25 protein-coding genes are annotated in these 24068 nt (G+C 64.9%); 11 read left to right on the plus strand and 14 right to left on the minus strand.

Going from position 1 to position 24068, the window contains the following annotated elements; translation table 11 throughout:
* Positions 1–313: 313 nt before the first annotated feature.
* From LJ656_RS26980 to LJ656_RS27005, 6 genes are all read right to left on the minus strand, one after another.
* A complete protein-coding gene (locus LJ656_RS26980) occupies positions 314–802 on the minus strand; it encodes a hypothetical protein (protein ID WP_230512587.1) in 489 nt (162 codons plus the stop codon).
* Positions 795–1190 carry a hypothetical protein gene (locus tag LJ656_RS26985; RefSeq protein WP_230512588.1) on the minus strand — a complete coding sequence of 132 codons (396 nt, stop codon included), beginning with the start codon at positions 1188–1190 and terminating at the stop codon, positions 795–797. The genes LJ656_RS26980 and LJ656_RS26985 overlap by 8 nt, the downstream gene beginning before the upstream one ends.
* Before the next feature lie 96 nt (positions 1191–1286).
* Positions 1287–1619, minus strand: coding sequence for a hypothetical protein (locus LJ656_RS26990; RefSeq protein WP_230512589.1), 333 nt, complete (start codon positions 1617–1619; stop codon positions 1287–1289).
* A gap of 109 nt (positions 1620–1728) precedes the next feature.
* Positions 1729–2148, minus strand: coding sequence for a DUF4279 domain-containing protein (locus LJ656_RS26995; protein ID WP_230512590.1), 420 nt, complete (start codon positions 2146–2148; stop codon positions 1729–1731).
* A 7-nt stretch (positions 2149–2155) separates the two neighbouring features.
* Positions 2156–2929: a hypothetical protein gene (locus tag LJ656_RS27000; RefSeq protein WP_230512591.1), complete on the minus strand. Its 774-nt coding sequence runs from the start codon at positions 2927–2929 to the stop codon at positions 2156–2158.
* Positions 2930–3318: 389 nt separating this feature from the next.
* Positions 3319–4128: a mechanosensitive ion channel family protein gene (locus LJ656_RS27005; RefSeq protein ID WP_230512592.1), complete on the minus strand. Its 810-nt coding sequence runs from the start codon at positions 4126–4128 to the stop codon at positions 3319–3321.
* 202 nt (positions 4129–4330) lie between these two features.
* Between LJ656_RS27005 and LJ656_RS27010 the strand changes: the two genes are divergently transcribed.
* Complete coding sequence (locus tag LJ656_RS27010; protein ID WP_230512593.1) at positions 4331–4552, plus strand: hypervirulence associated TUDOR domain-containing protein; 222 nt, start codon at positions 4331–4333, stop codon at positions 4550–4552.
* Between the two features lie 14 nt (positions 4553–4566).
* Here the strand turns inward: LJ656_RS27010 and LJ656_RS27015 are convergent, their stop codons facing one another.
* The 3 genes from LJ656_RS27015 to LJ656_RS27025 form a co-directional block, all read right to left on the minus strand.
* Entirely contained in the window at positions 4567–6276 is a 1710-nt protein-coding gene (locus LJ656_RS27015; protein ID WP_230512594.1) for a putative bifunctional diguanylate cyclase/phosphodiesterase, read from the minus strand.
* A gap of 41 nt (positions 6277–6317) precedes the next feature.
* Complete coding sequence (locus LJ656_RS27020) at positions 6318–6818, minus strand: GAF domain-containing protein (protein WP_230512595.1); 501 nt, start codon at positions 6816–6818, stop codon at positions 6318–6320.
* Between the two features lie 159 nt (positions 6819–6977).
* Complete coding sequence (locus LJ656_RS27025) at positions 6978–7403, minus strand: TOBE domain-containing protein (RefSeq protein ID WP_230512596.1); 426 nt, start codon at positions 7401–7403, stop codon at positions 6978–6980.
* A gap of 150 nt (positions 7404–7553) precedes the next feature.
* Here LJ656_RS27025 and LJ656_RS27030 point away from each other — a divergent pair, with 150 nt between their 5' ends.
* From LJ656_RS27030 to LJ656_RS27060, 7 genes are all read left to right on the plus strand, one after another.
* On the plus strand, positions 7554–9188 hold the full coding sequence (locus LJ656_RS27030) for an SH3 domain-containing C40 family peptidase (protein ID WP_230512597.1): 1635 nt from the start codon (positions 7554–7556) through the stop codon (positions 9186–9188).
* Between the two features lie 134 nt (positions 9189–9322).
* Positions 9323–9808: a VOC family protein gene (locus LJ656_RS27035; protein ID WP_230512598.1), complete on the plus strand. Its 486-nt coding sequence runs from the start codon at positions 9323–9325 to the stop codon at positions 9806–9808.
* A 92-nt stretch (positions 9809–9900) separates the two neighbouring features.
* Positions 9901–10377, plus strand: coding sequence for a VOC family protein (locus LJ656_RS27040; RefSeq protein ID WP_230512599.1), 477 nt, complete (start codon positions 9901–9903; stop codon positions 10375–10377).
* 103 nt (positions 10378–10480) lie between these two features.
* Positions 10481–11689 carry an MFS transporter gene (locus tag LJ656_RS27045; protein WP_230512600.1) on the plus strand — a complete coding sequence of 403 codons (1209 nt, stop codon included), beginning with the start codon at positions 10481–10483 and terminating at the stop codon, positions 11687–11689.
* A gap of 418 nt (positions 11690–12107) precedes the next feature.
* Positions 12108–12635: a spore coat protein U domain-containing protein gene (locus LJ656_RS27050; protein ID WP_230512601.1), complete on the plus strand. Its 528-nt coding sequence runs from the start codon at positions 12108–12110 to the stop codon at positions 12633–12635.
* A 623-nt stretch (positions 12636–13258) separates the two neighbouring features.
* The gene (locus LJ656_RS27055) at positions 13259–13864 is read left to right on the plus strand and encodes a sigma factor-like helix-turn-helix DNA-binding protein (RefSeq protein ID WP_230512602.1); all 606 of its coding nucleotides are present in this window, start codon (positions 13259–13261) and stop codon (positions 13862–13864) included.
* A complete protein-coding gene (locus LJ656_RS27060; RefSeq protein WP_230512603.1) occupies positions 13842–14834 on the plus strand; it encodes a FecR domain-containing protein in 993 nt (330 codons plus the stop codon). The genes LJ656_RS27055 and LJ656_RS27060 overlap by 23 nt, the downstream gene beginning before the upstream one ends.
* 65 nt (positions 14835–14899) lie before the next feature.
* Here the strand turns inward: LJ656_RS27060 and LJ656_RS27065 are convergent, their stop codons facing one another.
* A complete protein-coding gene (locus LJ656_RS27065) occupies positions 14900–15832 on the minus strand; it encodes a recombination-associated protein RdgC (protein ID WP_230512604.1) in 933 nt (310 codons plus the stop codon).
* A 212-nt stretch (positions 15833–16044) separates the two neighbouring features.
* Here LJ656_RS27065 and LJ656_RS27070 point away from each other — a divergent pair, with 212 nt between their 5' ends.
* Positions 16045–16374 (plus strand): hypothetical protein, encoded by a 330-nt coding sequence (locus LJ656_RS27070; protein ID WP_230512605.1) that lies wholly within the window; start codon positions 16045–16047, stop codon positions 16372–16374.
* Between the two features lie 51 nt (positions 16375–16425).
* On the opposite strand, the gene LJ656_RS27075 is transcribed toward LJ656_RS27070, so the two are convergent.
* From LJ656_RS27075 to LJ656_RS27085, 3 genes are all read right to left on the minus strand, one after another.
* A complete protein-coding gene (locus tag LJ656_RS27075) occupies positions 16426–17271 on the minus strand; it encodes a glycosyltransferase family 2 protein (protein WP_230512606.1) in 846 nt (281 codons plus the stop codon).
* A gap of 63 nt (positions 17272–17334) precedes the next feature.
* Positions 17335–18273 (minus strand): glycosyltransferase family 2 protein, encoded by a 939-nt coding sequence (locus LJ656_RS27080; protein WP_230512607.1) that lies wholly within the window; start codon positions 18271–18273, stop codon positions 17335–17337.
* Between the two features lie 14 nt (positions 18274–18287).
* A complete protein-coding gene (locus LJ656_RS27085; protein WP_230512608.1) occupies positions 18288–19577 on the minus strand; it encodes an O-antigen ligase family protein in 1290 nt (429 codons plus the stop codon).
* A gap of 331 nt (positions 19578–19908) precedes the next feature.
* Between LJ656_RS27085 and LJ656_RS27090 the strand changes: the two genes are divergently transcribed.
* The gene (locus LJ656_RS27090) at positions 19909–21069 is read left to right on the plus strand and encodes a glycosyltransferase family 9 protein (protein ID WP_230512609.1); all 1161 of its coding nucleotides are present in this window, start codon (positions 19909–19911) and stop codon (positions 21067–21069) included.
* A gap of 149 nt (positions 21070–21218) precedes the next feature.
* On the opposite strand, the gene msbA is transcribed toward LJ656_RS27090, so the two are convergent.
* A complete protein-coding gene (msbA, locus tag LJ656_RS27095) occupies positions 21219–23012 on the minus strand; it encodes a lipid A export permease/ATP-binding protein MsbA (protein ID WP_230512610.1) in 1794 nt (597 codons plus the stop codon).
* 261 nt (positions 23013–23273) lie between these two features.
* On the opposite strand from msbA, the gene LJ656_RS27100 reads away from it, so the two are divergent.
* On the plus strand, positions 23274–24035 hold the full coding sequence (locus tag LJ656_RS27100) for a glycosyltransferase family 2 protein (RefSeq protein WP_230512611.1): 762 nt from the start codon (positions 23274–23276) through the stop codon (positions 24033–24035).
* Positions 24036–24068: the final 33 nt, after the last annotated feature.

Consider the following 24068-nt stretch of genomic DNA (forward strand, 5'->3'; position numbering starts at 1 on the left):
CAGGGCAGGCAGCGGCCCTCGGGCCGCTGCCTGCGAAGCGACGGTGCGTTTCTTCTTCATCGGCATATCCATGACCTTGGTCCTTCATGATATGCCCCGCCCACAAAATGACGGATAGGTCCGGGATCGACGTCGCTTTGCTCGTCCGTGAGCAACGCTGAAAGAGCATCCGGCCGTAACCGGCGCATCGCCTTTTCTACCTTGCGATCGTAGCGCCTGTCGTTGGGACCGTGCCCCGCGTGTGCCTTGCGTGCGTATCGCTGCACGAAGCAGCCGAGTTCACCAGCGAGGCGGACGCGCTTGCGATTGACCGTCACGACAGTGACCATGGATCGACCTTCCCGCCCTCGATCACGAAATGTCGCGCGTCAGAATCGGGGGCAAAGAAACGCCAGTCTTCGTCCCCCTCCATTCCGCTCGGTGTTATGACGATGCGAAAAGTTTTCGACAGCGAAAGACACAGGCCACCGGAATCGTCTACCTGCACGCTCTCAACAGTGGTGCGACCATGTTTGATCAGAAGATCCTCTATCCGCTCAGTTGCACGATGTTGAGCCGCATCGTCCGGCACAGATAAATCGCTTTCTGTTGCCACGGTCTCACCAGCCCGTTCTAGACGCCAACTGCACTGAATGTGTAGCGCCCAAGCGCCCCCTTCGAGGATCGTTCCACGCCGCGTGGTGGATTCCTTTTGCGGGCCGAACTGCAATGTGAGCATGTCGGCGGCATGGCTCACAGCGCTTACATTGAGACCGATTAGCGCGGAAACGCGGTTTGCAGTCTCTCGTTTCGTGTCAATCACTACGACCTCCAAACATGTCCCGTGCCGAAATAGCCCGTACTGTCAGCGAATCAAATTCGACAGCCAATTCGGCACCAAGGCTCGCGTACATAAACACGAGCTTTTGCGCTTTCCGCCCGACTAGTCGCTCCGCCTTGCTTAAGGCAACCATAGTCGCGTCATAGTTTGTTTCGCCCGGCTCAATCGGCCTGATGCTGTACACGATATTTTGTGGCCCGAATCCATCCAGGTGCATGCAGGTCACCCCTTCGAATGTCACTGCCACTCGTTTTGAGTCGAAGTAAAGTCCAAGCGTCAGCGCACACGATTCGACATCTGGCCCAACGGAGATCGAGTCCAGATACCAATCATGAAAATGATTCCATTCGGTCACTGTATTCGCTGTCATCTGGTTCACCAGGGGAGTAACAATATCGGCACGCTCTTGCCCCACATGGATGCGATCTAGTCGTGCGAATAGGAAGCGCAGTTGCGTTGATGTTGTTCACGTCCTGAGAGCAACAGAACCGCAGATAACAGCCATCTCCGCACTGCACGACAGCTCAAGAACGAATAGCACCCGTCTCCCAGCTCCAAAATCTCCGACGTAGTCTTCGCTTTGCCCTTCACTGATAGCTGTTGCCTTATAGTCATCCCGACTGTCGATCCACTGAACCCACGTCTGAACCGCCACCGGCGAAAAGATATATCGCGGCGAAACAAGAAGCCTCGATACAACGTTCTGGTTGGCGAAATCGATCAAGCGCTGGCCGGTCACTTCTGAAAATCTCAGCACTTCGATTCCACCACCAACCCGTCGAAAGCGAAGTGCGAGCACACGCTCCGCGGGAGCGTGTTCGACGCCGATTAGCTCCGCATCGTGGAAGCTCGGAAAATTCGGAGAACGCTAACTCACCCTGCGCGGCCCGCGTCCTCAGCCAAACGAACTAGCGATATTCATCAATCTCGACAGTGCCGCCCATCGCTGCGACCATCACGCGAATATCGGCAGGGACATCCGGTACACGGTCGCCGCTCTCGTTGTCCCAGTAACACAAGAAGCGCATTCGGGCCCCGTTGTCCGCGAGCACCTGGCGCAGATCCGATCGTGGCAAGCGCAGACGAGCCAAGAGGTAGCGCAGATGCGGCTCTAGCGTGTCGCTACGAATAACAATCTCGCTCCGTACTGCCCACACGCCGGTACGCCCGGGCACGCTGCTGAGCTGGCCCGACGGCGTTGTGAATCGCTCCCCTTTCACAGCCGAAAAATCTGGCACGACGCCAAAGTAAGCGCTCCAGAACTCAGGGCGGAGACTTTCTCCAGTCACCGTGAACGAAACGTGGGCGAGCCGATGTGTATCTGTCATATCGTTCTCAGTACGCATAGTCGTGCATGTTACCGATGATGCCTTTATTGAATTCCACGTCGCCGTTGTCGTGCCAGATAACGTTGTCGTCGCCTCGCAAGTCAAGGCTGTATTTCATGGCGTGGACCATGTTGCCAAAGACCTTCCTGTCATACCCGAGCATCTTGGCTGCATAGTTTGGTTCATTGGTACTGGCCGCAAGTTCTTTTACGTCGTTGCTCAGTTCAGCTGGACGAAAGTCGAACGCCTGTGCCTCCCCAAGCCCCGCCGCTACCGGCGTAGCAATGGTTCCATCGGGCAGCACGTCGCCGGGCTTAGCGAACCAGAGAGCAAGACCATCGTCGGCGGCTAGCCGCGGCAGCGCTGGACGCTTGCATGACCGCACGGACTTCACCACGGAAAGCGAGCGCCGGAATAGCTGCGATGGCGTGACGGTTTCGTAGTACGGCCGAATCTCCTGCTCAATCGGCGCACCGGTTCTTACTGCGGCAAGCGACTTCGCCACAACCGCAATAACATCGCCACGCTCGACAGCGGCCTGCAGCGCCTGAGCAAGTTGCTCCGGTGCAGCGCCACTCGCGCGAGCACCGACACACAAATCGCGCATGAACGCGGCGAGCACCACCAATTGCCGCGTGTCGCGCGTAAGTTCGCGCGACGATGCCGACGCAACCAGCCGTCGACCATCGCGCGCCTCACTGCTCGTGGCACTTCCGTGATATTCCCGTCGCGCGCAGAGCGTGCAGCGCCTATCTGCCCCAACCGTGAAGTCAATCGCCATCCGTGCGTCACCCCGTCGATATGCGTCACACCGCCCGCTTATATATCGATCGATGACAGCGAAATGCGGTGTGCAATCTCTTTTCCGGTACCCGCCGCGTCCCCTTCAGCTTCGAGACCAACTCACAGAACACAACACTTTCCGCTTCGCATCGCAGCTTGAAAAAAATAAGCGTTGTCTCAGGCGCACATACGAACACGCGACACACCCCGGCAGCAATCGGAATAGTCCTATTAAGAGTTCTGACGACCAGGCCAAAACTGCCTCTCAGCGAACGCAGAACGCCTCGGCGAACGCAAACGCAGAGCGCAAAAAAAAACGGCCCACTACGGCCGGCTCTTCCCACAAACCTCTCAAACAACAAAAAAAACAAACAACCACCAACAGCCTTAAATCGCCACCTCACATCCCGCCTCCTCCAGCACCGCCTGCGCTCGCTGCTGCAAATCGCCTCCAGCCAGCGACGCATCCGGCGCCTTTACCCAAGCCGCGATCCGCAGCTTCGCGCCGCCATCGCGCGGATAATCGGCCACGCTAACCACCGGCGCGAGGGTCGTCCCGCTCAACACCCGCGGCTCATCGGCGACGAGCTTTTGCAATTGCCCGATCGCGGCATCGACATCCTTGCGTTGCGTGAGCTCCACTTCGACCTCGATGCGTTGCGTGCCGCCGCAGCTGTAATTGATCACCGGATTACTCCAGATCTGGCTATTCGGCACGAACACGATATTGCCGTCGCCCCGTTCGATCCGCGTCGTGAACAAGCCCACCTCGCGCACGATCCCAGCCGCCGCGCCGCTGCCTTCGATCACATCGCCGACACGAAACGGCCGCAGCAACAGCAACATCAAACCGGCCGCGATGTTCTGCAACGTCCCTTGCAGCGCCAGCCCGATCGCGAGACCCGCCGCGCCGAGGACGGCCAGCACGCTCGCGGTCGCGATACCGACTTCGCCGAGCGCCGCGATGAACACCAGCACGCGCACCGCCCACGTGCCCATCGCCGCGAGCATCGGCGCCAATGTCGGATCAGCGTGCGTGCGCGCGAGCGCCTTCGCGAACATCGCGCCGACGCGATTCGAAATCCACCAGCCGATCACGAGGATCAGCACCGCAATCGCGACATGAACAGCGTTTTGCGTGATCGCGACAAGCAACGACGGCTGAAGATGAAATAGACGGCCAAAAAAATCGTTCATCGTCCGGCCTCCCGGAATTTATCCCGACGCAAACGAAGCAGAATATGTTCCCGTCCCGTGCGCTCAGCAACGCGGTACGCGACTTGCTTTAACGGTAAAAGAAAGCCGCACTCACTCCCTCAACCTCCGCAACAAAAAGGTCGGCGCGACTTTCACGACCGCGAAGGCTGCATTCCAGACACGCATCTGAAGGAACTCTCCAATGCCCGCTCATCTGAAACTTCACGACCGCGTCAGCTGGAATACGCCGCAAGGCGTTACGCATGGGAAGATCGTGCGTGTCATATCTACTCGCGAGACGATCGACGGCAGAACCGTCGATGGATCGAAAGCCGATCCGCACTATGAGGTGGAAAGCGAGAAGAGCGGCAAACATGCGGTGCATCGGGGCGATGCACTAACACTAACGCTCCTGAAAGACTGACAGTATTGACAGACTCAAAACGTCCCCAACGGCTGCAACACATTGCGCAGCGCCGCGATCGTCAGCGGACGCGAGAACCAGAACCCCTGCGCTTCGTCGCAACCGAGCGCTTCGAGTTGCGCGGCTTGCCCGGCCGTCTCGACGCCCTCGGCCGTCACACGCAGTTTCAGCGCGTGCGCCATCGCGATGATCGCGCCGACGAGCGCCGCGCTCTGCGCATCGGTACTCATGCGTTGCACGAACGAGCGATCGATCTTCAGTCGATTGAGCGGAAAGCGCGTTAGGTACGCGAGGCTCGAATAGCCGGTGCCGAAATCGTCGACCGCCGCTTCGACGCCGAGCTCGCGCAGCGCGTGCAACGTCTGCGACGCCTGCTCGACGTCGCGGAGCAGCACCCCTTCGGTGATTTCCACTTCGAGGTACGAAGGATCGAGCGCGGCCGCATCGAGCGCATCGCGAATCGTGTCGAACAGGTCCTGCCGCTGGAACTGCTGCGGCGATACGTTCACCGCGATGCGCGGCAACGTGCCGGTCTGGCGCAGCAGTTTGCCCGCTTCCCGGCACGCGGTACGGATCACCCACTCGCCGATCCGTTCGATCAACCCCGCCTCTTCCGCGACCGGCACGAACTCGCTGGGACTGATCATCCCGCGTTGCGGGTGGTTCCAGCGCAGCAGCGTCTCGACCTGCGCGATGCGGCCGGTCGCGAGCGTGATCTGCGGTTGATAGACGAGATGCAGTTGCTCCCGCTCGAGCGCTTCGCGCAGCATCGTCTCGAGTTCGAAGCGGCGCGCGGCCTGCCCTTCGAGCGCGGTCGAAAACCGCCGCACCGCATTGCCGCTCACCGTCGAGGCGGCCGACAACGCGACGCCCGCGCGACGCATCAAAGTCGGCGCATCGGCGCCATCGGCCGGATACGCGGCGGTGCCGATGCTCGCGGTGATGTTCAGCGTGGTGCCCGCATAGTCGATGGCCTCGGCGAGGCGGCCGAGCGCTTCGGCGGCGAACGCATCGGCCGCCGGGCCGGTCTCGTTGACGAGCAGAGCGAACTGCGTGCCGCCGATCGATGCGATCGTGCCGTCGTGCGGGAACATGCCGCGCAGGCGTTCGCCGACGATCTGCAGGATCAGTTCGGCCGCGGGCAGCCCCAGCGCGTCGCGCAGCTTGCGCAGATGATCGAGTTCGGCGATCAGCACGGTGAAGCCGCCGCCGCTGCGCCGGCAACGCGCGATCGTCAGTTCGAGCCGTTCGGTAAACAGCGTTTGATTCGGCAGCCGCGTGACGCCATCGTGATGCGCGACGTACCACAGGCGCGCTTCGGATTGCGCATAGCGCGTCATGTCGATCGCGATGCCGACATAGCGAAGCGCCGGCAATGCCGCCGCATCCGAGCCTTCGCTTTCGCTCGCGAGCGGCGCCAGCGCGAACGCGACGCGCACCGTCGAACCGTTGCGGCGCAGATAGGTCCATTCGCCTTCGTAGCGCGATTCGAGCGCCGCGAGCGACGGCAATTCCGCGCGCCGTTTGATCAGTTCGGAAGGATCGTGCAGCGACTCGAACGAGCGCCGGCCGATCAGTTCCTGCGCGGCGAAACCGGTCAGCTTTTCGAAAGCCGCGTTGACGGTCTCGAAGATGCCGTCCGCGGTACAGATGAACATGCCGTAAGGCGCGGCTGCCAGAACGGCATCGCGCGGGCGCGCGTCGACGAGGGAGGAGTCTTGCATCGCGCCGGCCTTATGGTCCTGTTTGATCAACCGGCGAAAAACTACACGCCGCGCGGCAGCGCCGCTTCGATGAACACCGTGCACAACGCTTCCATGCCCTTCGCGTCGTCCGCGTCGAAGCGCGCAACAACCGGACTATCGACGTCCCACACACCGATCAGCGTGCCGTCGGCCGCGACCAGCGGCACGACGATTTCCGATTGCGACGCGCTATCGCACGCGATGTGGCCGGGAAACTCGTGCACGTCGCGCACGACCTGGATCTGACGGGTTTGCGCGGCCGTACCGCACACGCCCTTGCCGAGCGGGATGCGCACGCAGGCGGGCTTGCCCTGGAACGGGCCGACCACCAGTTCGCGGCCGTCGTGAAAGTAGAAGCCGGCCCAGTTCAGATCGCTCAACGAATGAAACACGAAGGCGGAAAAATTCGCCGCGTTGGCGATCCAGTCGGTTTCGCCGGCGAGCAGCGCGCGCGCCTGCGCGACCAGTTCTTCGTATTGGGCGGCTTTGGGCAGATGCGAGGTGGAGGAAACTTCGAACATGACGGCGTCCGTGATGAGAGCGGAAAGACGGGCGGATTGGAAAACCGCAAGGCGTGCAGTGTAATGCAAGCGAGGCCACACCGGTCAGCGCGAACCGCGGGGCTACGCCGGCCGGACGCCCGCCAAATGTGCGATCTGCGCGCCGCGAAAAACCGCGCGTTACTGATCGACGCCGATGATCACGCTCGATGCCTTGAAAATCGCCGTAGCGGGTTTGCCGCTCGCGAGGCCGAGGCGCTCGACGCTGTCGTTGGTGACGATCGCCGCGATCTGCGCGGCGCCCGCGCTGATCGTCACTTCGGCATTGACCGCGCCCTTCGTGACCGCGGCAACGCTGCCTTCGATGCAGTTGCGGGCCGACACCTGCTGCTTCGCAACGTCGACCATCACGATCACCGACGACGCCTTCACCAGAGCAAACGCCGCCTTGCCGACCGCAAGGCCGAGCGACTGCGCGCTGCCGTGCGTGACGATCGCAACGATGTCGAGACCGTCCTGGGTGCGCAGCGTGACTTCGTCGTTGACCGCGCCGTGGGTGACGGCGGTAACTTGTCCGCTGAACTGATTGCGGGCGCTGGTTTTCATGTGGACCTCCTCGCCGGTTCGACGCGCTCGCGTAAGCGTTGTGCCGCAACGCGGCCGGACGCGAGGTTAAAGAGAATGACGCGAGTGTAGCGGAACCTCGATGCGCCGACACCGTATCATCGTCCCCTTGAACTTCGGACCGAACCTTTTATGCCCGTAGCCGTTGCCTCCCGCCGCGCGTCGTCGTGGCCAGCCTCCTTGTCCGCCGCGCGATCCGCGCGATCCGCGCGATCTGCGATACGCAGCGTGTACCGCGCCGTCGCGCTCGCCGCGAGCGTCACCGCGCTGGCCGCGTGCAGCACCCCGGCACCGCCGCGCGACACCCGCGCGGCCGTCGAGACCATCTCGCTGTTCCCGCTCGCGAACTACGACCAGAACGTCGATCACTGGCTCGACCCGGACAGCCCCGGCTACGACCAGCCGTTTGTCAGCGCCGCCGAGCAGCGCGCGCACTTCGACGCGCTGTTCGCCCGTTACTTCGGCACCGGTCCGAACGCGCCGTCGCCATGGAATGCCGCGTATGTGAGCACGCGCGTTTTTCGCGCGCAGGGCGCGGACATTGCCGCGCTGCAGCAGCGCCGCATCGACAAGTTCGACAACACCGGCAAACAGGGTCGCGCGCTCGGCTACGGCGAGAACTTCCGGCCGCACGACAAGGCGTGGATCGACGCGATCGCACGCAACATGAACGTCGCGCAATTCACTCAGGCGCCGTTTTATCAGCCCGAGCGCCGCGCAATCGCGACCGGCAATCTGATGGTGCGCGAGCTGCCGACCACCGATCCGTCGTTCTACGACCATCGGCTGGCGGGCGAAGGCTATCCGTTCGACAACCTGCAGATTTCGGCGGTGCGGCCGGGCACGCCGCTGTATGTGCTGGGCAGCAGCGTCGACGGCGCGTGGCATTACGTGCAGACGCCCGACGTGCAGGGCTGGGTGCGCAGCGACGGGGTCGGTTTCGCGGACGAGCGCTTCATCGATCAATGGCGCGCGGCGGCCGGGCAGAAACTCGGCGCGGTGATCGTCGCGTCGGCGGCGGTGCGCGACAGCCACGGCGTGTTCCGCTTCGACGCGCCGGCGGGAACGATGCTGCCGTTGGTTCCGGCAGCGGCAGCAACGGCAGCGGCAACCCACAACGACGCAACAGCAACCCTCCAACTGCTCGTCCCCGCTCGCGACGTGGACGGCCGCGCGCTGATCCGCACCGCGTCGCTCGACCCCGCCCAGATCGCGCCGATGCCGCTCGCCGCGACGCCCCGCCATCTGGCCATGCTGCTCAGGGCGCTGATCGGCCGGCCGTACGGCTGGGGCAACAGCGGCCTCTACAACGACTGTTCGTCGGAACTGCAGAGCATCTTCGCGGCATTCGGCGTGTGGCTGCCGCGTCATTCGTCGACACAGATGAGCGCCGGCCAGATGACCGACCTGTCGGATTCGACGCCCGCCGAGCGGCTCGACTATCTGGCGCGGCATGGGGTGCCGCTGCGCACGCTGATCTACATCGGCGGCCACGTGATGCTGTATCTCGGCAACACGACCCGCGACGGCCACGCGGTGCCGGTCGTCTATCAGGACGTGTGGGGCTTGCGGCCCGCCGACAACAGCCGGCGCGCGGTGATCGGCGGCTCGGTGATCCTGCCGCTCTACGAGCACATCCCCGAGGACGCGACGCTGCAATCGCTCGCCGCGACGCGCACGTTCCAGATCAGCATTCTGGGCGCGCCGCCTGGCAGCGCGACGCCGTCCACCGCGCCGCCGGCCGACGAGGACAACCCGGCGGGATAAGCGCAAAAAGATAAGCGCAAAAAATTTTCCCCGCTGTGTCGATCCGGTGGCCGCCGACTCGTCGTAATGTTGAAGACCCAGCTCAAGCAGCCGGTCTTTCCACTGAGGAATCGTTACTTCAAGGAGCCACCGTCATGTCCAGCGACGCAGTCAAACCCATCCCCGACGGGATGCATTCGCTCACGCCATACCTGATCTGCAAGAACGCCGCCGACGCGATCGCGTTCTACATCAAGGCCTTCAACGCCGTCGAACAGATCCGTCTGCCGGGCCCGGACGGCAAGGTGATGCACGCGACGCTGAAGATCGGCGACTCGATGCTGATGCTGACCGACGAATGGCCCGAGCATCAGGCGTTCGGCCCGCTCACGCTGAAGGGCACGCCGGTCACGATTCACCTGTACGTGCCGGACGTCGACGCCAGCTTCAAACAGGCGGTCGACGCGGGCGCCACTCCGTCGATGCCGGTCACCGACATGTTCTGGGGCGACCGCTACGGTCAGGTGAAGGACCCGTTCGGTCACAGCTGGTCGATCGCGACGCACAAGCGCGATCTGAGCGCCGAGGAAATCCAGCAGGCGATGGCCACGATGCAGTGCCCATCGGAGGAGCAGAAATAAGCGGCCGGGCCGATTCGACCCGCGAGCCGCGAGCCGCGAGCCGATTCGACCCGCTTCCCGCCAACCCTCAGCAGTCCGGAAGGAGCCAGCTCATGCAGAAAATCGCGCCGTGCCTGTGGTTCGACGGCCAGGCGGAAGAAGCCGCGCGCTTCTACCTGTCGGTGTTTTCCGGGTCGCGCATCGCCGCGACGCTGCACTATACGGAAGCCAGTCCCGGCCGCACAGGCGACGTGCTCGCCGTGACGTTCGAGATCGAGGGCCAGGAGTTCATGGCGCTGAACGGTGGGCCGCAATACCAGTTCACGCCGGCGATCTCGCTGATGGTGCATTGCAGCTCGCAGGCGGAAGTCGATCGCTACTGGTCGGCGCTTCTCGACAGCGGCGGCAAGACGATGGCGTGCGGCTGGCTGACGGACCGCTATGGGGTGTCGTGGCAGATCGTCCCGGACGTGCTGCTCGACATGCTGCGCGACCCCGATCACGACAAGGCGAACCGCGTGATGGCCGCGATGATGAAGATGATCAAGCTCGATATCGGCGAACTGGAAAAAGCCTGGCGCGGCGACTAGCAACGAAGCCGCCCGGGCCGCGGGCGCGCCGCCGCATGACGACGACGCGCCCGCGCGAACTTTGTTAGGATCGCTGTCGACCCCATCCGGCGAGACGATCCCCGTGCGCGCAAACCATCAGGCCTTCTTCTGCTCGCTGTTCATCGCCCGTCTCGCCGACCAGATCCTGCTGTTTCTCGTCCCCCTCGTCGTGTTTCAGACCACCCGCCAGGTGTCGTGGTCGGGCCTTGCGTTCTTCATCGAAACGCTGCCGCGCTATCTGGTGTTCCCGCTGTTCGGTGCGCTGTGCGACCGCTTCCCGCCGCTGCGGCTGATGCGCGTGAGTCAGGCGGTGCGCGCGCTCGCGTGCTTCGGCGGGATCGCCGGCTATGCGCTGTTCGGCGGCATCGGCTGGTTGATTGCGTTGTCGGCCGCATGCGGGGTCGCGACGAGCCAGGGGCTGGTCGCGCGCGAAGTGATGCTGCCGCAGATCTTCAGCACCCAGCAGATTCAGCGCGTACTCGCCTATTCGCAGCTGGCCGATCAGTTGGGCTTCGTGCTCGGGCCGATGCTCGCCGCGCTGCTGCTCGGCGTATGGCCCTGGCAAGCGGTGGTCGCCGCGAGCGGCGTGCTGTTTCTCGCCGCCGATACCGCGCTGTTCGTCTGGCAGCGGCTGAGCGGCTTTCGCATGGCGCCGCGCAGCCCCGTCCCCGCCGCGCACTGGACCCGGCCGCTGCGCATCGCGCTGCACCACGTATGGACGCTGCCCGGCCTGAAGAAAGTGATCCTGCTCGCGGCGGCGGAAAACCTCGTGATCGGCGTCACGCTCGCGACTTCCGCGGCGATGGTCACCGGTTTTCATGCGCAGTCGAACCGCTACTACGCGGGACTGCAAACGGCCGGGGCGCTCGCGACGGTGCTGGTGCTGCTGACGGTCGCGCGCGCCGGCTGGCCCGCGCGCGTGCTCGGCCTCGTCGCGTTCGTGACGATCTGCGCGGGCGGCGTGATCGCCGGCGCGAGCACGACGCCGTGGGGTTATGCGCTCGGCTTCCTGCTGATCGTCGGCTTCGACAAGATGTTCAACGTCTACATCCGCAGCGCGCGACTACGGATCATTCCGCCCGAGGACTACGGCAAGACGATCGGCGTCGCGATCCTGCTGAACAACCTCACGCAACCGCTCGCCGGCCTGCTGGTCGGCGTGTTCTCCGCGCGCACGCAGACCGGCCCGTTGATCGTCGCGCTGTCGCTGACGATGGGCGCGATCGGCGCGGCGGTCTCGCTCGGCGCGGCGCTGCTGCGCCGCAAGCGCGGCTGGGCGCTCGAAGAGTGAGCGCCGGCGCGCCGCCGCTTCACCGTTTTATCCGGCCGGTTCTCGCAATTTATTGCCGCTTGTTCGCGCGGCATTGCGCATCCCATTTCGAGAAACGGCGATGGCATAAAAATATGCGCCACCATTACTCAAACATAAAAAATAAATCTTTATATAAAAAAATCACCTGATTTTATGCGGAACCGCATATAGCACCACCCGCTACAATTACGGCCCGCTCTACGGAAACCCGTACGAACCTTGAATCTTTCGAAATACTGCACAACAATCCCACCGTCGACGATTGGTATGAATAGTTCGTTCCCAGCGAGTTATTGACGCACTATTCAATTAGCGTTTAAGAATGAATTTCGCGCCCGCGCAATGGGAAGAAAAAACGCGCTATGCCGGCTGCCCTCAATCCGACTGGCGCGCTGCAATGAAACAAGCCCTGCTTCTGCTCGCCCTGGGCCTGCTGCTCGGCGGCGCGCCGCGCGGTGCCGGCGCGCACACTTGTAGCGCGAGCCCGTCGGCGCTCAGCTTCGGCAATGTCAGTCCGATCGCGCTGAACGCGGTCGCGGCCACCGGCAGCGTCACCGTGCAGTGCACGTGGCCCATGCTCACGCTGACGCCGAGCGTGCAGGTGTGCCTGAACCTTGGTGGCACGCGGCCGCGCTATCTGGCGAGCGGCATCGGCCAGGTGCGGTACGACCTGTATCGGGACGCCGCGCATTCGCTCGCGTGGGGTTCGACCGCACTCGGCACCACGCCGATTTCGCTGACGCTCGACAAACCGCTGAACGGCACGCGCGCGTCGGCGACCGTGAACTTCTATGGACTGATCGCCGCGAACCCGCCGACCGTGCCGACCACCGGCAACGTCAGAACCGTCTACGCGCAGACGTTGAGCCAGACTTCGCTGAACTATGGGTTTTTCCTGATGCTCGCGCCGGGCTGCCGGCAGTGACGACGAGCGCCGGCAGCTTCGCGATCGACGCGCGCGGCCGCCCCGAAGTTACCCACAGATTTTGTTGGCAAATCTGTGCATAACTTTCCGGGAAACTCCGCAAACCGTTGATGCAACTGTCCTTTTTCCGCCGACGCCGAATCCGGGCAGCCCCGCCAGTCGTGAGGATCACCGCCTGTGGCCCGGACCGGCGAACGATCAATCAGGTTTTTATGCATACGCTGGATAAGTACAACGCAGGCAATTACAAACATCGATCTGATTTTTCCCGTAGTGCAATTAACACTGATCCAGATCAGATGTTATAAGAAATAAACCAGCGACCCATAGCGCAATACGGTTACGCTTTGATGACAACGCGCGCGTTGGCGGAAAAGCGCTAGTCGCCACGCGACACAATGTTAAACGCGCCCCTGCCGACAGCGACGTAAATTGGCAAAACAACGGATTGCCGTTTGGGGAAGTTCCAATGCATAAATCAAAACCTAAACCACCTGCGCATTTTTAAATCCCGCAAAGTGGAATAACCGACAAAGATTGTTAAATGGCATTGTTAAATCCAGCCCGGCTCGGGCACATTTAACAAAATTCTCTTGTCTCAAAATCGGAAACTCCAGTCAATCATGACCACGACTCCTGCCGGCTCATTGCAGTCGCTGTACACCGAGCGCTCGGGCTTCATGAGCGCCTGCCTAAGCGCCTGCCTGAAAGGTTGCTTGGGCGGCGGGCTGCGCAGGCTTCTGGGCGCAGGCGAGCGCGCGGACCCGCTGGCGCGCGCCGGTTTCGCGCCCCCGCCGCACGCGGGGTCCGCCGCGAGCACCGCCGGCACCGCCAGCGCCACCCACGCCGCGCTACCGCCCGGCCCGCCCCTGCTGCCGCAGCCGGCCGGCTTGTTGGGCTCGCTCGCGCGCCGGCTGGGCCTCGCGCAGCCGGACGTCCAGTCGCTCGAACACAGCTATCTGGCGATGCTCGCATCGCAGCCCGAACTGCACGCGCCGTCGGAACAGGAACGCGCGCTCGTGCTCGCGAGCCTGCGCCGTCTCGATACGCTGCTGCCGCGGCTGACCCCGCCGGCCCGCGCGGCGCTGCTGCTGTCGCAACTCGACGGCCTGAACGACCGGCAGATCGCCGCGCATCTCGCGGTGTCGGTGCGGACCGCCCAACGTTATCTGGCGACGGCGTTCGAAGCCTGCCTCGCCGCGCTCGATGACCAGCCCACCCGCCGTTGACCGGCACCTCCTGCGGCAAGCCGCGCAACTGCTGGCCCGGCTCGAGGCGGCCGACGCCAGCGACACGGACCACGCCGACTGCGAACGCTGGCGCGAGCAGAGCGACGCGCACCGGCGCGCATGGGCACTCGCCGAGCAGTTGCGCCAGCAGTTCGACGCGGTGCCCGCCGGCGTCGGCCCCGCGCTGCGCGAACGCGCGGGCATCGGCACCGTGTCGCGTGGACGGCGCCGCGCATTGAGGATGCTGACCGGCGTCGTGCTTGCGGCGCCCGCGGGATGGCTCGCGAGCCGCCTGCCGTGGCACGCGTGGAGCGCCGACTTTCACACCGCGACCGGCGAACGGCACGACGTGCTGCTCGCCGACGGCACGCAGATCACGCTCGGCAGCGCGAGCGCGGTCAACGTCGGCTTCGATGCGGGCGTGCGGCGGATTCATCTGCTCAGCGGCGAGATCATGGTGCGCCCCGCCGACCACTCGCGCGACGCGACCAACCCGCAAAGCGAGCGCCTGCGCCCGGCGGCGCTGCTGGTGCAAACGGCGGAAGGGGTGGTGGAAGCGCTCGGCACGCAGTTCAGCGTGCGTCAGCAAAATGGTTTCACGCGGGTGGCCGCGTTTCGCGGCGGCGCGCAACTGTCGCCCGCGGCGAGCGACGGTGTGCTGCTGATGCAGGATCAGTCGAGCACCTTCACCCGCACCGGCGTGGCGGCGCCGCGGCCGCTCGACGCGCGCGAGGCGATGTGGACGCGCGGCCTGCTCTACGCGAACCGGATGCCGGTCGCGGATCTCGTCGCCGAACTCGCGCGCTACCGGCACGGCATCCTGCGCTACGCGGCCGACGTCGCCGGCCTGCGCGTGTCGGGCATCTATCAGCTCACCGATACCGACGCGACGCTCGCGCTGCTGCAGCGGACCTACCCGCTGCGCCTGCGCTCGATCACGCCGTACTGGACGGTGGTCGAAGCGCGCTGAGTACGGCGCCGGCCTGCATTACCGCCGTCAACACCATCCTCGACGCCCACCGCTAGCGTCAAGCGTCAGGCCGCCACCGTCTGCGGCAAACCGAAACGCGCCTGGTCCTGCTCGCCGCCGAGCGCGTCGATCAGATCCGTCAGCAGCCGGTCCAGCTCCGCGGTCATCAGCACGACGTCCGAATCGAAACGCTCGTCGTCGTTCTGCGCGGTCGGGTCGCTCGCTTCCTTCAGCACGTCGAGCGGCGCGATCCGCTTGATCGTCAGCGACGGCGTCAGCACGAACGACACCCGGTCGTTCCACGTCATCGCGAGCCGCATGCACTGCTTGCCCGCTTCGATATGGCGGCGCATGTCGTCGGCGTCCAGCGTATGGCCGACATAGCGCACCGTCGCGTTGCCCTCGGCGGGCGAACGCAGTTCGGTGTCCTGGTCGAGCGTGAAGCCGGCCGGGCCCTCGCCGTCGAGCAGCCAGCCGGTCATCGCCGCGACCGGCGACTGCGCGACGCTCACGCTCATCAGCGGCAACTGATCGATCGACTTCACCAGCAGCCCGCGCACGTCGTCGGCGACCGTCTGCGACGCCGCGTCGATCACCAGCCAGCCGTTCTTGCAATCGATCCACACACGTGTATCGCGGCGGATGCTGAACGCGCGCGGCCGCAACTCGTCGGTAACCTGCTCCTTCAATTCGCGCATCTGCTTGCGGCCGGGTTTGAAGCCCTGCTGCTCTTCGAGTTCGAGTGCGCGCTCACGCGTGACCTGGGTGACGACCGAGGCCGGCAGCAGCTTCTTTTCGGCGCGGTAGGTCAGCAGCATCTGGCCGTTTAGCGCATACACGAGCGAGTCGCCGTCGCGCGGCGGCGCCCACCCCTGCGCCTGCATCTCGACGCTCTGGCCCGGCGCGAACGCGTACGGCGCGAGCCACTTCTGCATCTGTTCGGGGGTAACGGACCACGGCGCGGGAAGACGGTGCAACTGGAGGTTTTTGAACCACATGGGCGGACTCGGAATTCGGGCAAAGCGCAGCATTCTATCCGACCGCGCGCGGCGCAAGCGTGCTCGCCGGCCGGTCGCGGGATGCGTTCGCGTGCTTGCGCGGCAGCGTCTCTCGTCCGCGTCCTACGGGTTTTGCTCAGGGCTCGCGCCCACGCGCTGCGGCGGCAAATCACCTAGACTTTTTGACATCACACAGCAAGACGGAGGCGGCCATGGCCGACGAAACCGCAGCGTGGCAAAGCGTGCTCTACGAGGGCTTCGAAATACATGTGTCGCCGCTCGCGATCGAACCGCCGGGCGCCGCCCAGACCATCGCTTCGGCGGCCGCGCAAAGCAGCCGCTACACGTATCTCGGCTATGTGTGCCATCCGGGCGCCGACCCGCATATTCCGGGCCATGCGGTGCCGTTTCACGCGGACGGCGAAGAGAGCTTCGCGAGTCGCGACGAAGCGCTCCACGAAGCGGTGCACGTGGGGCGCAGCATCGTCGACGGCACGCATCCGGATCTGACGGTGCTGCCGCTGGTGACGGGCGGGGTTTGAAGCGGCGGGGGTTTGAACCCGCTGCGCGGCCGCGGGTCTGAAGCCGCTGGTTCAGCCCAGCGCGCGCTTGATGCGCGACTTCAGCAGCGCGCGCTTGAGCCGCCCCGTGCGCTCCGGCTCGCCGACCGCGAGCGCGCCGTCGAGCGCGGTGCCGCGGCGCAGGTAGTAGCGGTCGAAGGTCGCCTGCGTGATCCCCCACTTGTTGAGAAACTGGCGACGCCCGTCGTTCTTCACGACCTTGCCGGTGCTCTTTTGCTGGAAGTGATAGACGAGACTGTCGCCGACCCCGACGAACACGCGGCAGCCCGCGTCCCACAGCTTCATCGAGAAATCGTTGTCGCTGCTCATGCCGGGGCTCAGCTCGCTGCTGTAGCCGCCCAGCTTGAACCACCAGTCGCGATGCACGAGCGTCGGCGGCCACGTCGCGCCGCGCCAGTCGGCCCGCGCGAGGCCCGGCGTCGCGGCGACCAGCTCTTCGGCGCGAAACACCTGCGCGTCGCGGCCGAAGTCGCTGACCACCACGCACGGATTGCCGGTGTCGACCGGCTCGATCATCGTGCCCGACAGCATGAACAGGTTGTCGGCCGGCATCTGCGCGAGACGCTTGATCAGCGCGTCGTCCCAGCCCGGGCAGCAGTACATGTCGTCGTTCATATAGACGATGTAGTCCTGGGTCGCGCGCGCCGCCGCGATGTTGACCGCGTGGCAGATGCCGATGTTGTCCGGCGACGCGGTGTGCTCGATGCCCTCGTCGCGCACCCACGCGAGCGTGCCGTCCGAGCCGTCGTTCACGTGCACGATGATCTGATGCTGATGCGTCGAATGACGCCGCAGACTTTTGATCACGAGGCGCAGGTACGGCAGGTTGTTCCAGGTCGGGATGATGATTGAGAACATCGGCGATGAATTCCGTAGTGATGTGGTCCGCGCGCGGCGCACGGCGCGTGTGACGCGGGCCGCTCAGTCGCGCCCGCCGCGCTGTGCCGGCGTCGCGCCGGACGGCTTCTTCAGGAACGGCAGCTTGGCGGGCAGATCGGCGTCCCAGCCTTCGAGATCCTCGAACGGATAGCGGCTCAGCGCGTACAGCACCCGTTTGACGCGGCTTTTGAACGGCGCGCGCGGCACGTTCGGCAGCGTGCCGGGCGCCGCCTCGGCGCTGCGGCGAATATAGCCGCGCAAAAAGTCGCGCTGCGAGATCCCCCACTTCATGAGGAATTCGCGGCCGCCGCGATTGCGGCGAATCCGGCCGGTCGACTTGCAGCCGAAGTGATAGATGCGGCTCGCGCCGACCACCCGGAACACCCGGCAACCGACCAGCCACAGCTTCATCAGAAAGTCGTCGTCGCTGCTCATGCCGGGGCCGAATTCGATGCTGTAGCCGCCCACCGCATGCCACAGCCGGCGGCTGATCAGCATCGGCTGCACGGCCACGCCGTCGCGATCGGCCGCCTGCATCGCGGCCGTGTACGCGAGCAGACCCGCCTCGTCGAAATTCTGCGGCCCGGTGCCGAAATTGGCCGCGGTGACGTTGCTGTTGCCGGTATCGGTCGGCTCGATCAGCACCGACGACAGATACGCGGCCGAGCCGTCGAGCGCGCGCACCGCGGCCTCGAAGCCGAGATCCCAGCCTGGGGTGCAGAACATGTCGTCGTTCAGGAACAGGATCCAGTCGCGGGTCGCGAGCCGGGCCGCGTCGTTCAACGCGATGCAGACGCCGACGTTGCCCGCGCTCCACGTGTGTCGAATGCCTTGCGCGCGCACCCAGTCGAGCGTGCCGTCGCTACCCTCGTTCACGTGCACGATGATCTCGTGATCGAACGCCGAGTGACGCCGCACACTGTCGATGCACAGTTGCAGATACGGCAGGTTATTCCAGCTCGGAATCAGGATGCTGAACATGAGTGGATCGGACCTTATTGATTGGAACGGGGCGAGGACTGCGCGGTGCCGCTGTGCGGCGCGCGGCGGTCGGCGTACGTGCAACCGGCGACGAGGATCGCCAGCAGCGTCGAATAGAACGACACGGTCAGCTTCAGATCGAAGGTTTCCACGCTCAGCCCGAAGATCCAGAACGACACCACGAAGGTCAGCCCCAGCAGCGCCGCCCGTTGGGCCGGCAGGGCCGGCGCGCCCAGACGGCGCCAGAAAATGATGCCCGGCACCAGATAGATGCCTAGCAGCGCGAGGCCGCCGATGCCGCCGTAGTCCGTCATATACGCGAGCATCTGATTGTGCGCCTCGCCGCGGCCGAACTGCGCGGCGATCGGCGTGATCAGGCCGGCATCGGCGAACGCCTGCATGCTGTCGCGAAAGCCGTCGCCGCCCAGCCCGAGCAGCGGATGGCTTTCGACGATGCGCAGCGCCGCCTCGTAAAGCTGCAGGCGAATGCCCATCGCGGTGTCTTTATGGCCGTGCATGTACTGGACCAGATCGGACGACACGCTGCCGAAGCGGGCCCGCACGGTCGACGAAAAAACGTAGACGCCGGCCAGCAGCGCCGCCATCGCGAGCGGAAGCACCACTTTCCACTTGCGCGACTTGCCGCGGCTGCGCAGATAAACCACCATCACCGCGACGACCGGAATCGCGATCCAGCTGCCGCGCGTGCCGGTGATCACCGACGCGGCCAATCCCGCGAACAGACCGGCGATCTTGACGAGCCGCACTGCCGCGCGATCCTTGCGCCACCAGTTCAGCGACAGCACCGACAGCGCACCCATCGCCAGCGCGATATCGCCGAAGTGGATCGGATTGAGGAACTTGCTGCTGATGCGCCCGAGACCCCAATCGCGCGGAATGAACAGCAAAATGCCGAGCGAGGCCAGCGCCGCCAGCGCGAACGACAGATCGGCCCACGCGAGCGTGCCCGGCAGGCTACGCCGCAAGATCAGAAAGACCGGCGCGGCGAGCAGGAAACGGGATGGGGAATCGAGCGTGCTGACGACCAGCTGGCCGTGCGCGACACCGGCCAGCAGTACCGCGAGCACCGGCAACGCGGCGCACACGCAGAACGCGGTATCGATGCGGTCCCAGTCGCGCATCGACAGATCGGTCCAGCGCTGCGGTAACGCCAGCAGCACCAGCGCGACGATCGCGGCGGCGATCGACAACGCGCTGCCCGCGCCCGGAATCAACAGGGACGCCGACGGATACGTGAGCAGGAACAGGGCAGGCGGTAGACTTCGCAAAGTGACGCGCGGCAAACAGATTTTCGAGGGCGTCGACATGTCTTTAGTAGGAGCCAGTCGTCGCAGAATTCGATATGCGACCGGGTAATGTGGCCCGCCATTGTACCGGGTCCGCGTGCTAATCCCGTAATTCGCGGGGCCGTTGGGGGCCTCGCCGGGGCGTTGCCACGCTGCTGCCAGGGCCTTGCCGGCACGCCCGCCAATGCGGCGGCCCAGGGCCCCGCCCCCGGTGTGTCGGCGCTAAGCGCACTGTTACCATAGCGGGCTACGTGACGCGCGATGACCGGCGCGCCCGCTCTCGACAACCGTCGCCTGTCGCAGCCCACCGGCTTGCAGGCTTCAGACAATGAAACCGTTGATGCGCTCGCTCTACCGTCTTGCTCCCGCCCCGTTCAAAACAATCGTGGAAACCGCCGTCGACCGTTCGGTGCGAATTCCTTATAGCGGCGTCGCGCACGAGCCGGACACCTTTCTGCGCAAGACCTCGCGAGCGAAGATCGTCAAAAAGTTCCTGCACAAAGCGCTGTTGCTGCGGTGGTTCGGACAGCGCGGACTGGAACTGGACAGCGTGTCCACGACGAAGCGGCTGCTGTGGATCTATACCGGCAAGCGCAATTTCGGCGACGCGACGATGGACCTGTCCGGACGCGCGTTGCTGAAGGGACGCGGCTTCGAGATCGACCTGTTCACGCTGCCGAACCTGCATCCGCTGTTCGGCGAAGACGATATCTTCCAGCACGTTTATTCCGACTTGCAGCAACTTGCCAGCCGCCACTACGACGCGATCGTGATGTCGGAATTCAATCTGCCGTCGATCAAACTGAAAGCCCGCCACTTTCGGCACCTGCCCTATGTGTGCCTGTTCCAGTTTTTCTACGGCCCCGACCGCAACCAGACCGCGTTCAGCCATGCGGCGGTCAATCGCTATTTTTCGCTCGGCTATTCGGCCGCGAGCGCGGTCGAGTTGAGCAAGCCTTATCTGACGGCCTCGGCCGCGACGCGCGAGTCGGTGCGCGCGCTGCTGCCCGACGAGCGGTTCGTCGCGCTGGCGGTCGGCGGACTCGACGCGAACCGGACCTACAACCGCTGGGGCGAAGTGCTGTCGCTGCTCGATCGGTCGGCGGACAGAACGCTGCCCAAACGGGTCGTGCTGCTCGGCTCGGACAATGGGCTGGCGGCCGCGCAGGCGCTGGCCGGGCAAGCGTTCACGACGTTGCGGATCGAGTCCTGCGTCGGCAAGCTGAGCCTGCTGCAATCGCGCGAGGTCGCGGCCAACGCGTGTCTGTTCGTCGGCGCGGACGGCGGGTTGATGCACGTCGCGCATTCGACCCCGACGCCGAGCGTGTCGCTGTTTTCGGACCGCGAGCCGCCCTATCTGCGGCTGACCGCGCAGTGCCATTCGATCGGCATCCAGAGCAGCGGCGACGTCGACGAGATCGCGCCCGCGGACATCTTCAGCGCGATCCGGCAACAGTTGGTCGAGACGGCGGGCGCGGCTTCGCATTAAAGGGCCTGGGGCGGCGGCGCCAGCGCTGGGGCCGCTACCAGTGCCAGTGCCGCTGCCGCTGCCGAAAAAAAGCGCCCGGGGCGGGCGCTTCGGCTGGACTTCAGCAGGAACGGCGCGTCGCGCCGCCCCGCTGCACCCGTTCCTGGAAATTACGCGGGGCTGTGCTGAAACTGGATCCGGTGCAGATGCGCGTACAAACCGTCCTGCGCGAGCAGCTCGCGATGGCTGCCGCGCTCGACGATCTTCCCTGCTTCCATCACCAGAATCCGGTCCGCGCGCTCGATCGTCGACAGCCGGTGCGCGATCACCAGCGTCGTGCGGCCCTTCATCAGCGTTTCGAGCGCGGCCTGCACGTGGCGCTCGGATTCGGAGTCGAGCGCCGAGGTCGCTTCGTCGAGAATCAGGATCGGCGCGTCTTTGTAGATCGCCCGGGCGATCGCCAGACGCTGGCGCTGGCCGCCCGACAGCATCATGCCGTTGTCGCCGACCAGCGTCTCGATGCCCTGCGGCATCGCCTGCACCGTATCCCACAGATTGGCCGCGCGCAGCGCCGCCTTGACCTTCTCCGGATCGGCGGTTTGCCCGTACGCGACGTTGTGCGCGATCGTGTCGTTGAACAGCACGACGTCCTGGCTCACCATCGCGATCTGGCTGCGCAGCGCATGCAGGTCGTATTCCGGCAGCGCGACGCCGTCGACCAGAATCTGCCCGCCGGTCGGATCGAAGAAGCGCGGCAGCAGATTCACCAGCGTGGTCTTGCCGCTGCCCGACGGGCCAGCGAGCGCGACCATCTCGCCCGGCGCGACCTTGAACGACACCTGATCGAGCGTGTGACGGCTATGCGTCGAGTTGCTGCCGTAGCTGAACGACACGTCGCGGAACTCGACTTCGCCGCGCGCGCGCTCGAGCGGCCGGCCGCCGCCTTCCGGCTCGGCCGGCTCGTCGATCAGACCGAAGATCAGCTCGGCGGCGGTCATTCCGCGTTGCAGCGGCTGGTTCACGTCCATCAGATGCTTGAGCGGCGAGATGATCAGCAGCATCGACGTGACGAACGCGACGAAGCCGCCAACCGTGGTCTGATCCGACGACGACTGCACCACCGCGATCGTGATCACGACCGCCAGCGCGATCGACGCGAGGAACTGCGTGAGCGGCTGCGCGAGCCCGCCGGACACCGTCATGCGCATCGCGTAGCCGCGCAGACGCCGGCTCATCGCGGTGAAGCGGTCCATTTCGTACTGCTCGCCGTTGTGCACCTTGACGACCTTGTAGCCGCCGACCGTCTCCTCGACGATGTACGACAGCTCGTTGGTCAGCAGCTGATGCTCGCGATTCAGACGCCGCAGCCGCCGGTTGATCTTGCCGACCAGCCAGCCGATCCCCGGCAGCAGCACCGCGACGATCAGCGTCAGCCGCCAGTTCAGATAGAACAGGTAGCCGAGCAGGAAGATCACCGTCAGCGAATCGCGCACCAGCGTGACCATCACGCTCAGCAGCACGTTGAGGATCTGGTTGACCTCGAAGACGATCGCGTTGATCACGGTACTCGCGGTTTCGCGCTGGAAAAACGCGACGCTCGTGTGGATCATCCGGTTGAACATCTTCAGGCGCAGTTCGAGCAGGATCTTGTTCGACACATACGCGAGCAGATAGCCGGACGCGTACTGCGACACGCCGCGGATCAGCGCGAGGCCGATCACCGCGAGCGGCACCAGCCACTTGGTCTTGTCGATTGCATGCGAGCCGAAGCCCTTGTCGAGCAGCGGCTTGAGCAGCGCGGGAATCGCGGCGTCGGTGCCGGCGCTGACCGCCATCGCGAAGATCGCGCCGAACAGGACCCCCAGCAGCGGCTTGATGAACGGCCACAGGCGGCGCAGGACGACGGCCGGCGACGACGCATCGCCTGTCCCGATGGGTTTGCTTAAGGTTGGCTTCGCGCTCAAGGAGTCCTCTGGAAATGCGGAACGGCGAACACGCGACGCCCGGGGCCGCCGCGTGAAATATGGAAAAGCTGCATTGTAATCGCTTGAAGATCGCGGCCGGCGCGGCGTGCGCGCTGCCGCACACGGAAACGCGCAACCCGGTGGTGCGCGGACAAAAGGGGCTGTGTATACTCGCCGCTCGCGTGGCACCTCTACGCAACCGGGTCCACGCACCGAGTCGCCGCACCCGAATCCCCGCAACCGAGCCCACGCTACCCAGGTATGCAAAACACTACTCTTGGCGTCGCCCTCATCACCCGCAACGCGGCGGCCCGGCTCGCCGAGTGCCTGCAGGCGGTGGCCTTCGCCGATCAGATCGTCGTGATCGACGGCGGCAGCACCGACGGCACCGCCGAGATCGCCCGCGCGAACGGCGCCCGCGTGATCGAACAGACCGACTGGCCGGGTTTCGGCCCGCAAAAGAACCGCGCGGTCGAGGCGCTGACCACGGACTGGATCCTGTCGATCGACGCCGACGAAATCGTCACGCCCGAACTGGCCGCGTCGATCCGCGCGGCCATCGCGGCGCCCGCCGCGAACGTCTACGCGGTGGACCGGCTGTCGAGCTTTTGCGGCCAGTGGGTGCATCACAGCGGCTGGTATCCGGACTGGATTCCACGGCTGTTCAAACGCGGCACCGCGCGTTTCTCCGACGACCTCGTGCACGAGCGGCTGGTGTTCGACACGCCTGCGCAGCGCCTGACCGGCAAGCTGCTGCACTACTCGTACGAGGACTACGAGGGCGTGCTGCGCAAGCTCGACGCGTATTCGACGGCCGGCGCGCGGCAACGCTACGAGGCCGGCAAGAAAGGCAGCATCCGGCTCGCGATCGGGCGTGGGTTGTGGGCGTTTTTGCGCACTTACGTGCTGCGGCGCGGGTTTCTGGACGGCCGCGCGGGTCTGCTGATCGCGGTGTTCAACGCGGAGACCGTGTATTACCGGTTCCTGAAGATTTCCCGGCTGGAGAAAACCGGCGGGCGGTGAGCAGCGGTGCCCGCGCACTCGGCGCGGGTCCAC

The sequence above is a fragment of the Paraburkholderia sejongensis genome, assembly GCF_020880815.1.
Lineage (GTDB): Bacteria > Pseudomonadota > Gammaproteobacteria > Burkholderiales > Burkholderiaceae > Paraburkholderia > Paraburkholderia sejongensis.

Excerpts from the sequence above, each read along its gene's own strand:
- LJ656_RS26985 (WP_230512588.1), bottom strand. The coding sequence starts at position 1,190 with ATGACAGCGAATACAGTGACCGAATGGAATCATTTTCATGATTGGTAT.
- LJ656_RS26995 (WP_230512590.1), bottom strand. The coding sequence starts at position 2,148 with ATGACAGATACACATCGGCTCGCCCACGTTTCGTTCACGGTGACTGGA.
- LJ656_RS27000 (WP_230512591.1), bottom strand. The coding sequence starts at position 2,929 with ATGGCGATTGACTTCACGGTTGGGGCAGATAGGCGCTGCACGCTCTGC.
- LJ656_RS27005 (WP_230512592.1), bottom strand. The coding sequence starts at position 4,128 with ATGAACGATTTTTTTGGCCGTCTATTTCATCTTCAGCCGTCGTTGCTT.
- LJ656_RS27010 (WP_230512593.1), top strand. The coding sequence starts at position 4,331 with ATGCCCGCTCATCTGAAACTTCACGACCGCGTCAGCTGGAATACGCCG.
- LJ656_RS27015 (WP_230512594.1), bottom strand. The coding sequence starts at position 6,276 with ATGCAAGACTCCTCCCTCGTCGACGCGCGCCCGCGCGATGCCGTTCTG.
- LJ656_RS27020 (WP_230512595.1), bottom strand. The coding sequence starts at position 6,818 with ATGTTCGAAGTTTCCTCCACCTCGCATCTGCCCAAAGCCGCCCAATAC.
- LJ656_RS27025 (WP_230512596.1), bottom strand. The coding sequence starts at position 7,403 with ATGAAAACCAGCGCCCGCAATCAGTTCAGCGGACAAGTTACCGCCGTC.
- LJ656_RS27030 (WP_230512597.1), top strand. The coding sequence starts at position 7,554 with ATGCCCGTAGCCGTTGCCTCCCGCCGCGCGTCGTCGTGGCCAGCCTCC.
- LJ656_RS27035 (WP_230512598.1), top strand. The coding sequence starts at position 9,323 with ATGTCCAGCGACGCAGTCAAACCCATCCCCGACGGGATGCATTCGCTC.
- LJ656_RS27040 (WP_230512599.1), top strand. The coding sequence starts at position 9,901 with ATGCAGAAAATCGCGCCGTGCCTGTGGTTCGACGGCCAGGCGGAAGAA.
- LJ656_RS27050 (WP_230512601.1), top strand. The coding sequence starts at position 12,108 with ATGAAACAAGCCCTGCTTCTGCTCGCCCTGGGCCTGCTGCTCGGCGGC.
- LJ656_RS27055 (WP_230512602.1), top strand. The coding sequence starts at position 13,259 with ATGACCACGACTCCTGCCGGCTCATTGCAGTCGCTGTACACCGAGCGC.
- LJ656_RS27060 (WP_230512603.1), top strand. The coding sequence starts at position 13,842 with ATGACCAGCCCACCCGCCGTTGACCGGCACCTCCTGCGGCAAGCCGCG.
- LJ656_RS27065 (WP_230512604.1), bottom strand. The coding sequence starts at position 15,832 with ATGTGGTTCAAAAACCTCCAGTTGCACCGTCTTCCCGCGCCGTGGTCC.
- LJ656_RS27070 (WP_230512605.1), top strand. The coding sequence starts at position 16,045 with ATGGCCGACGAAACCGCAGCGTGGCAAAGCGTGCTCTACGAGGGCTTC.
- LJ656_RS27075 (WP_230512606.1), bottom strand. The coding sequence starts at position 17,271 with ATGTTCTCAATCATCATCCCGACCTGGAACAACCTGCCGTACCTGCGC.
- LJ656_RS27080 (WP_230512607.1), bottom strand. The coding sequence starts at position 18,273 with ATGTTCAGCATCCTGATTCCGAGCTGGAATAACCTGCCGTATCTGCAA.
- LJ656_RS27090 (WP_230512609.1), top strand. The coding sequence starts at position 19,909 with ATGAAACCGTTGATGCGCTCGCTCTACCGTCTTGCTCCCGCCCCGTTC.
- LJ656_RS27100 (WP_230512611.1), top strand. The coding sequence starts at position 23,274 with ATGCAAAACACTACTCTTGGCGTCGCCCTCATCACCCGCAACGCGGCG.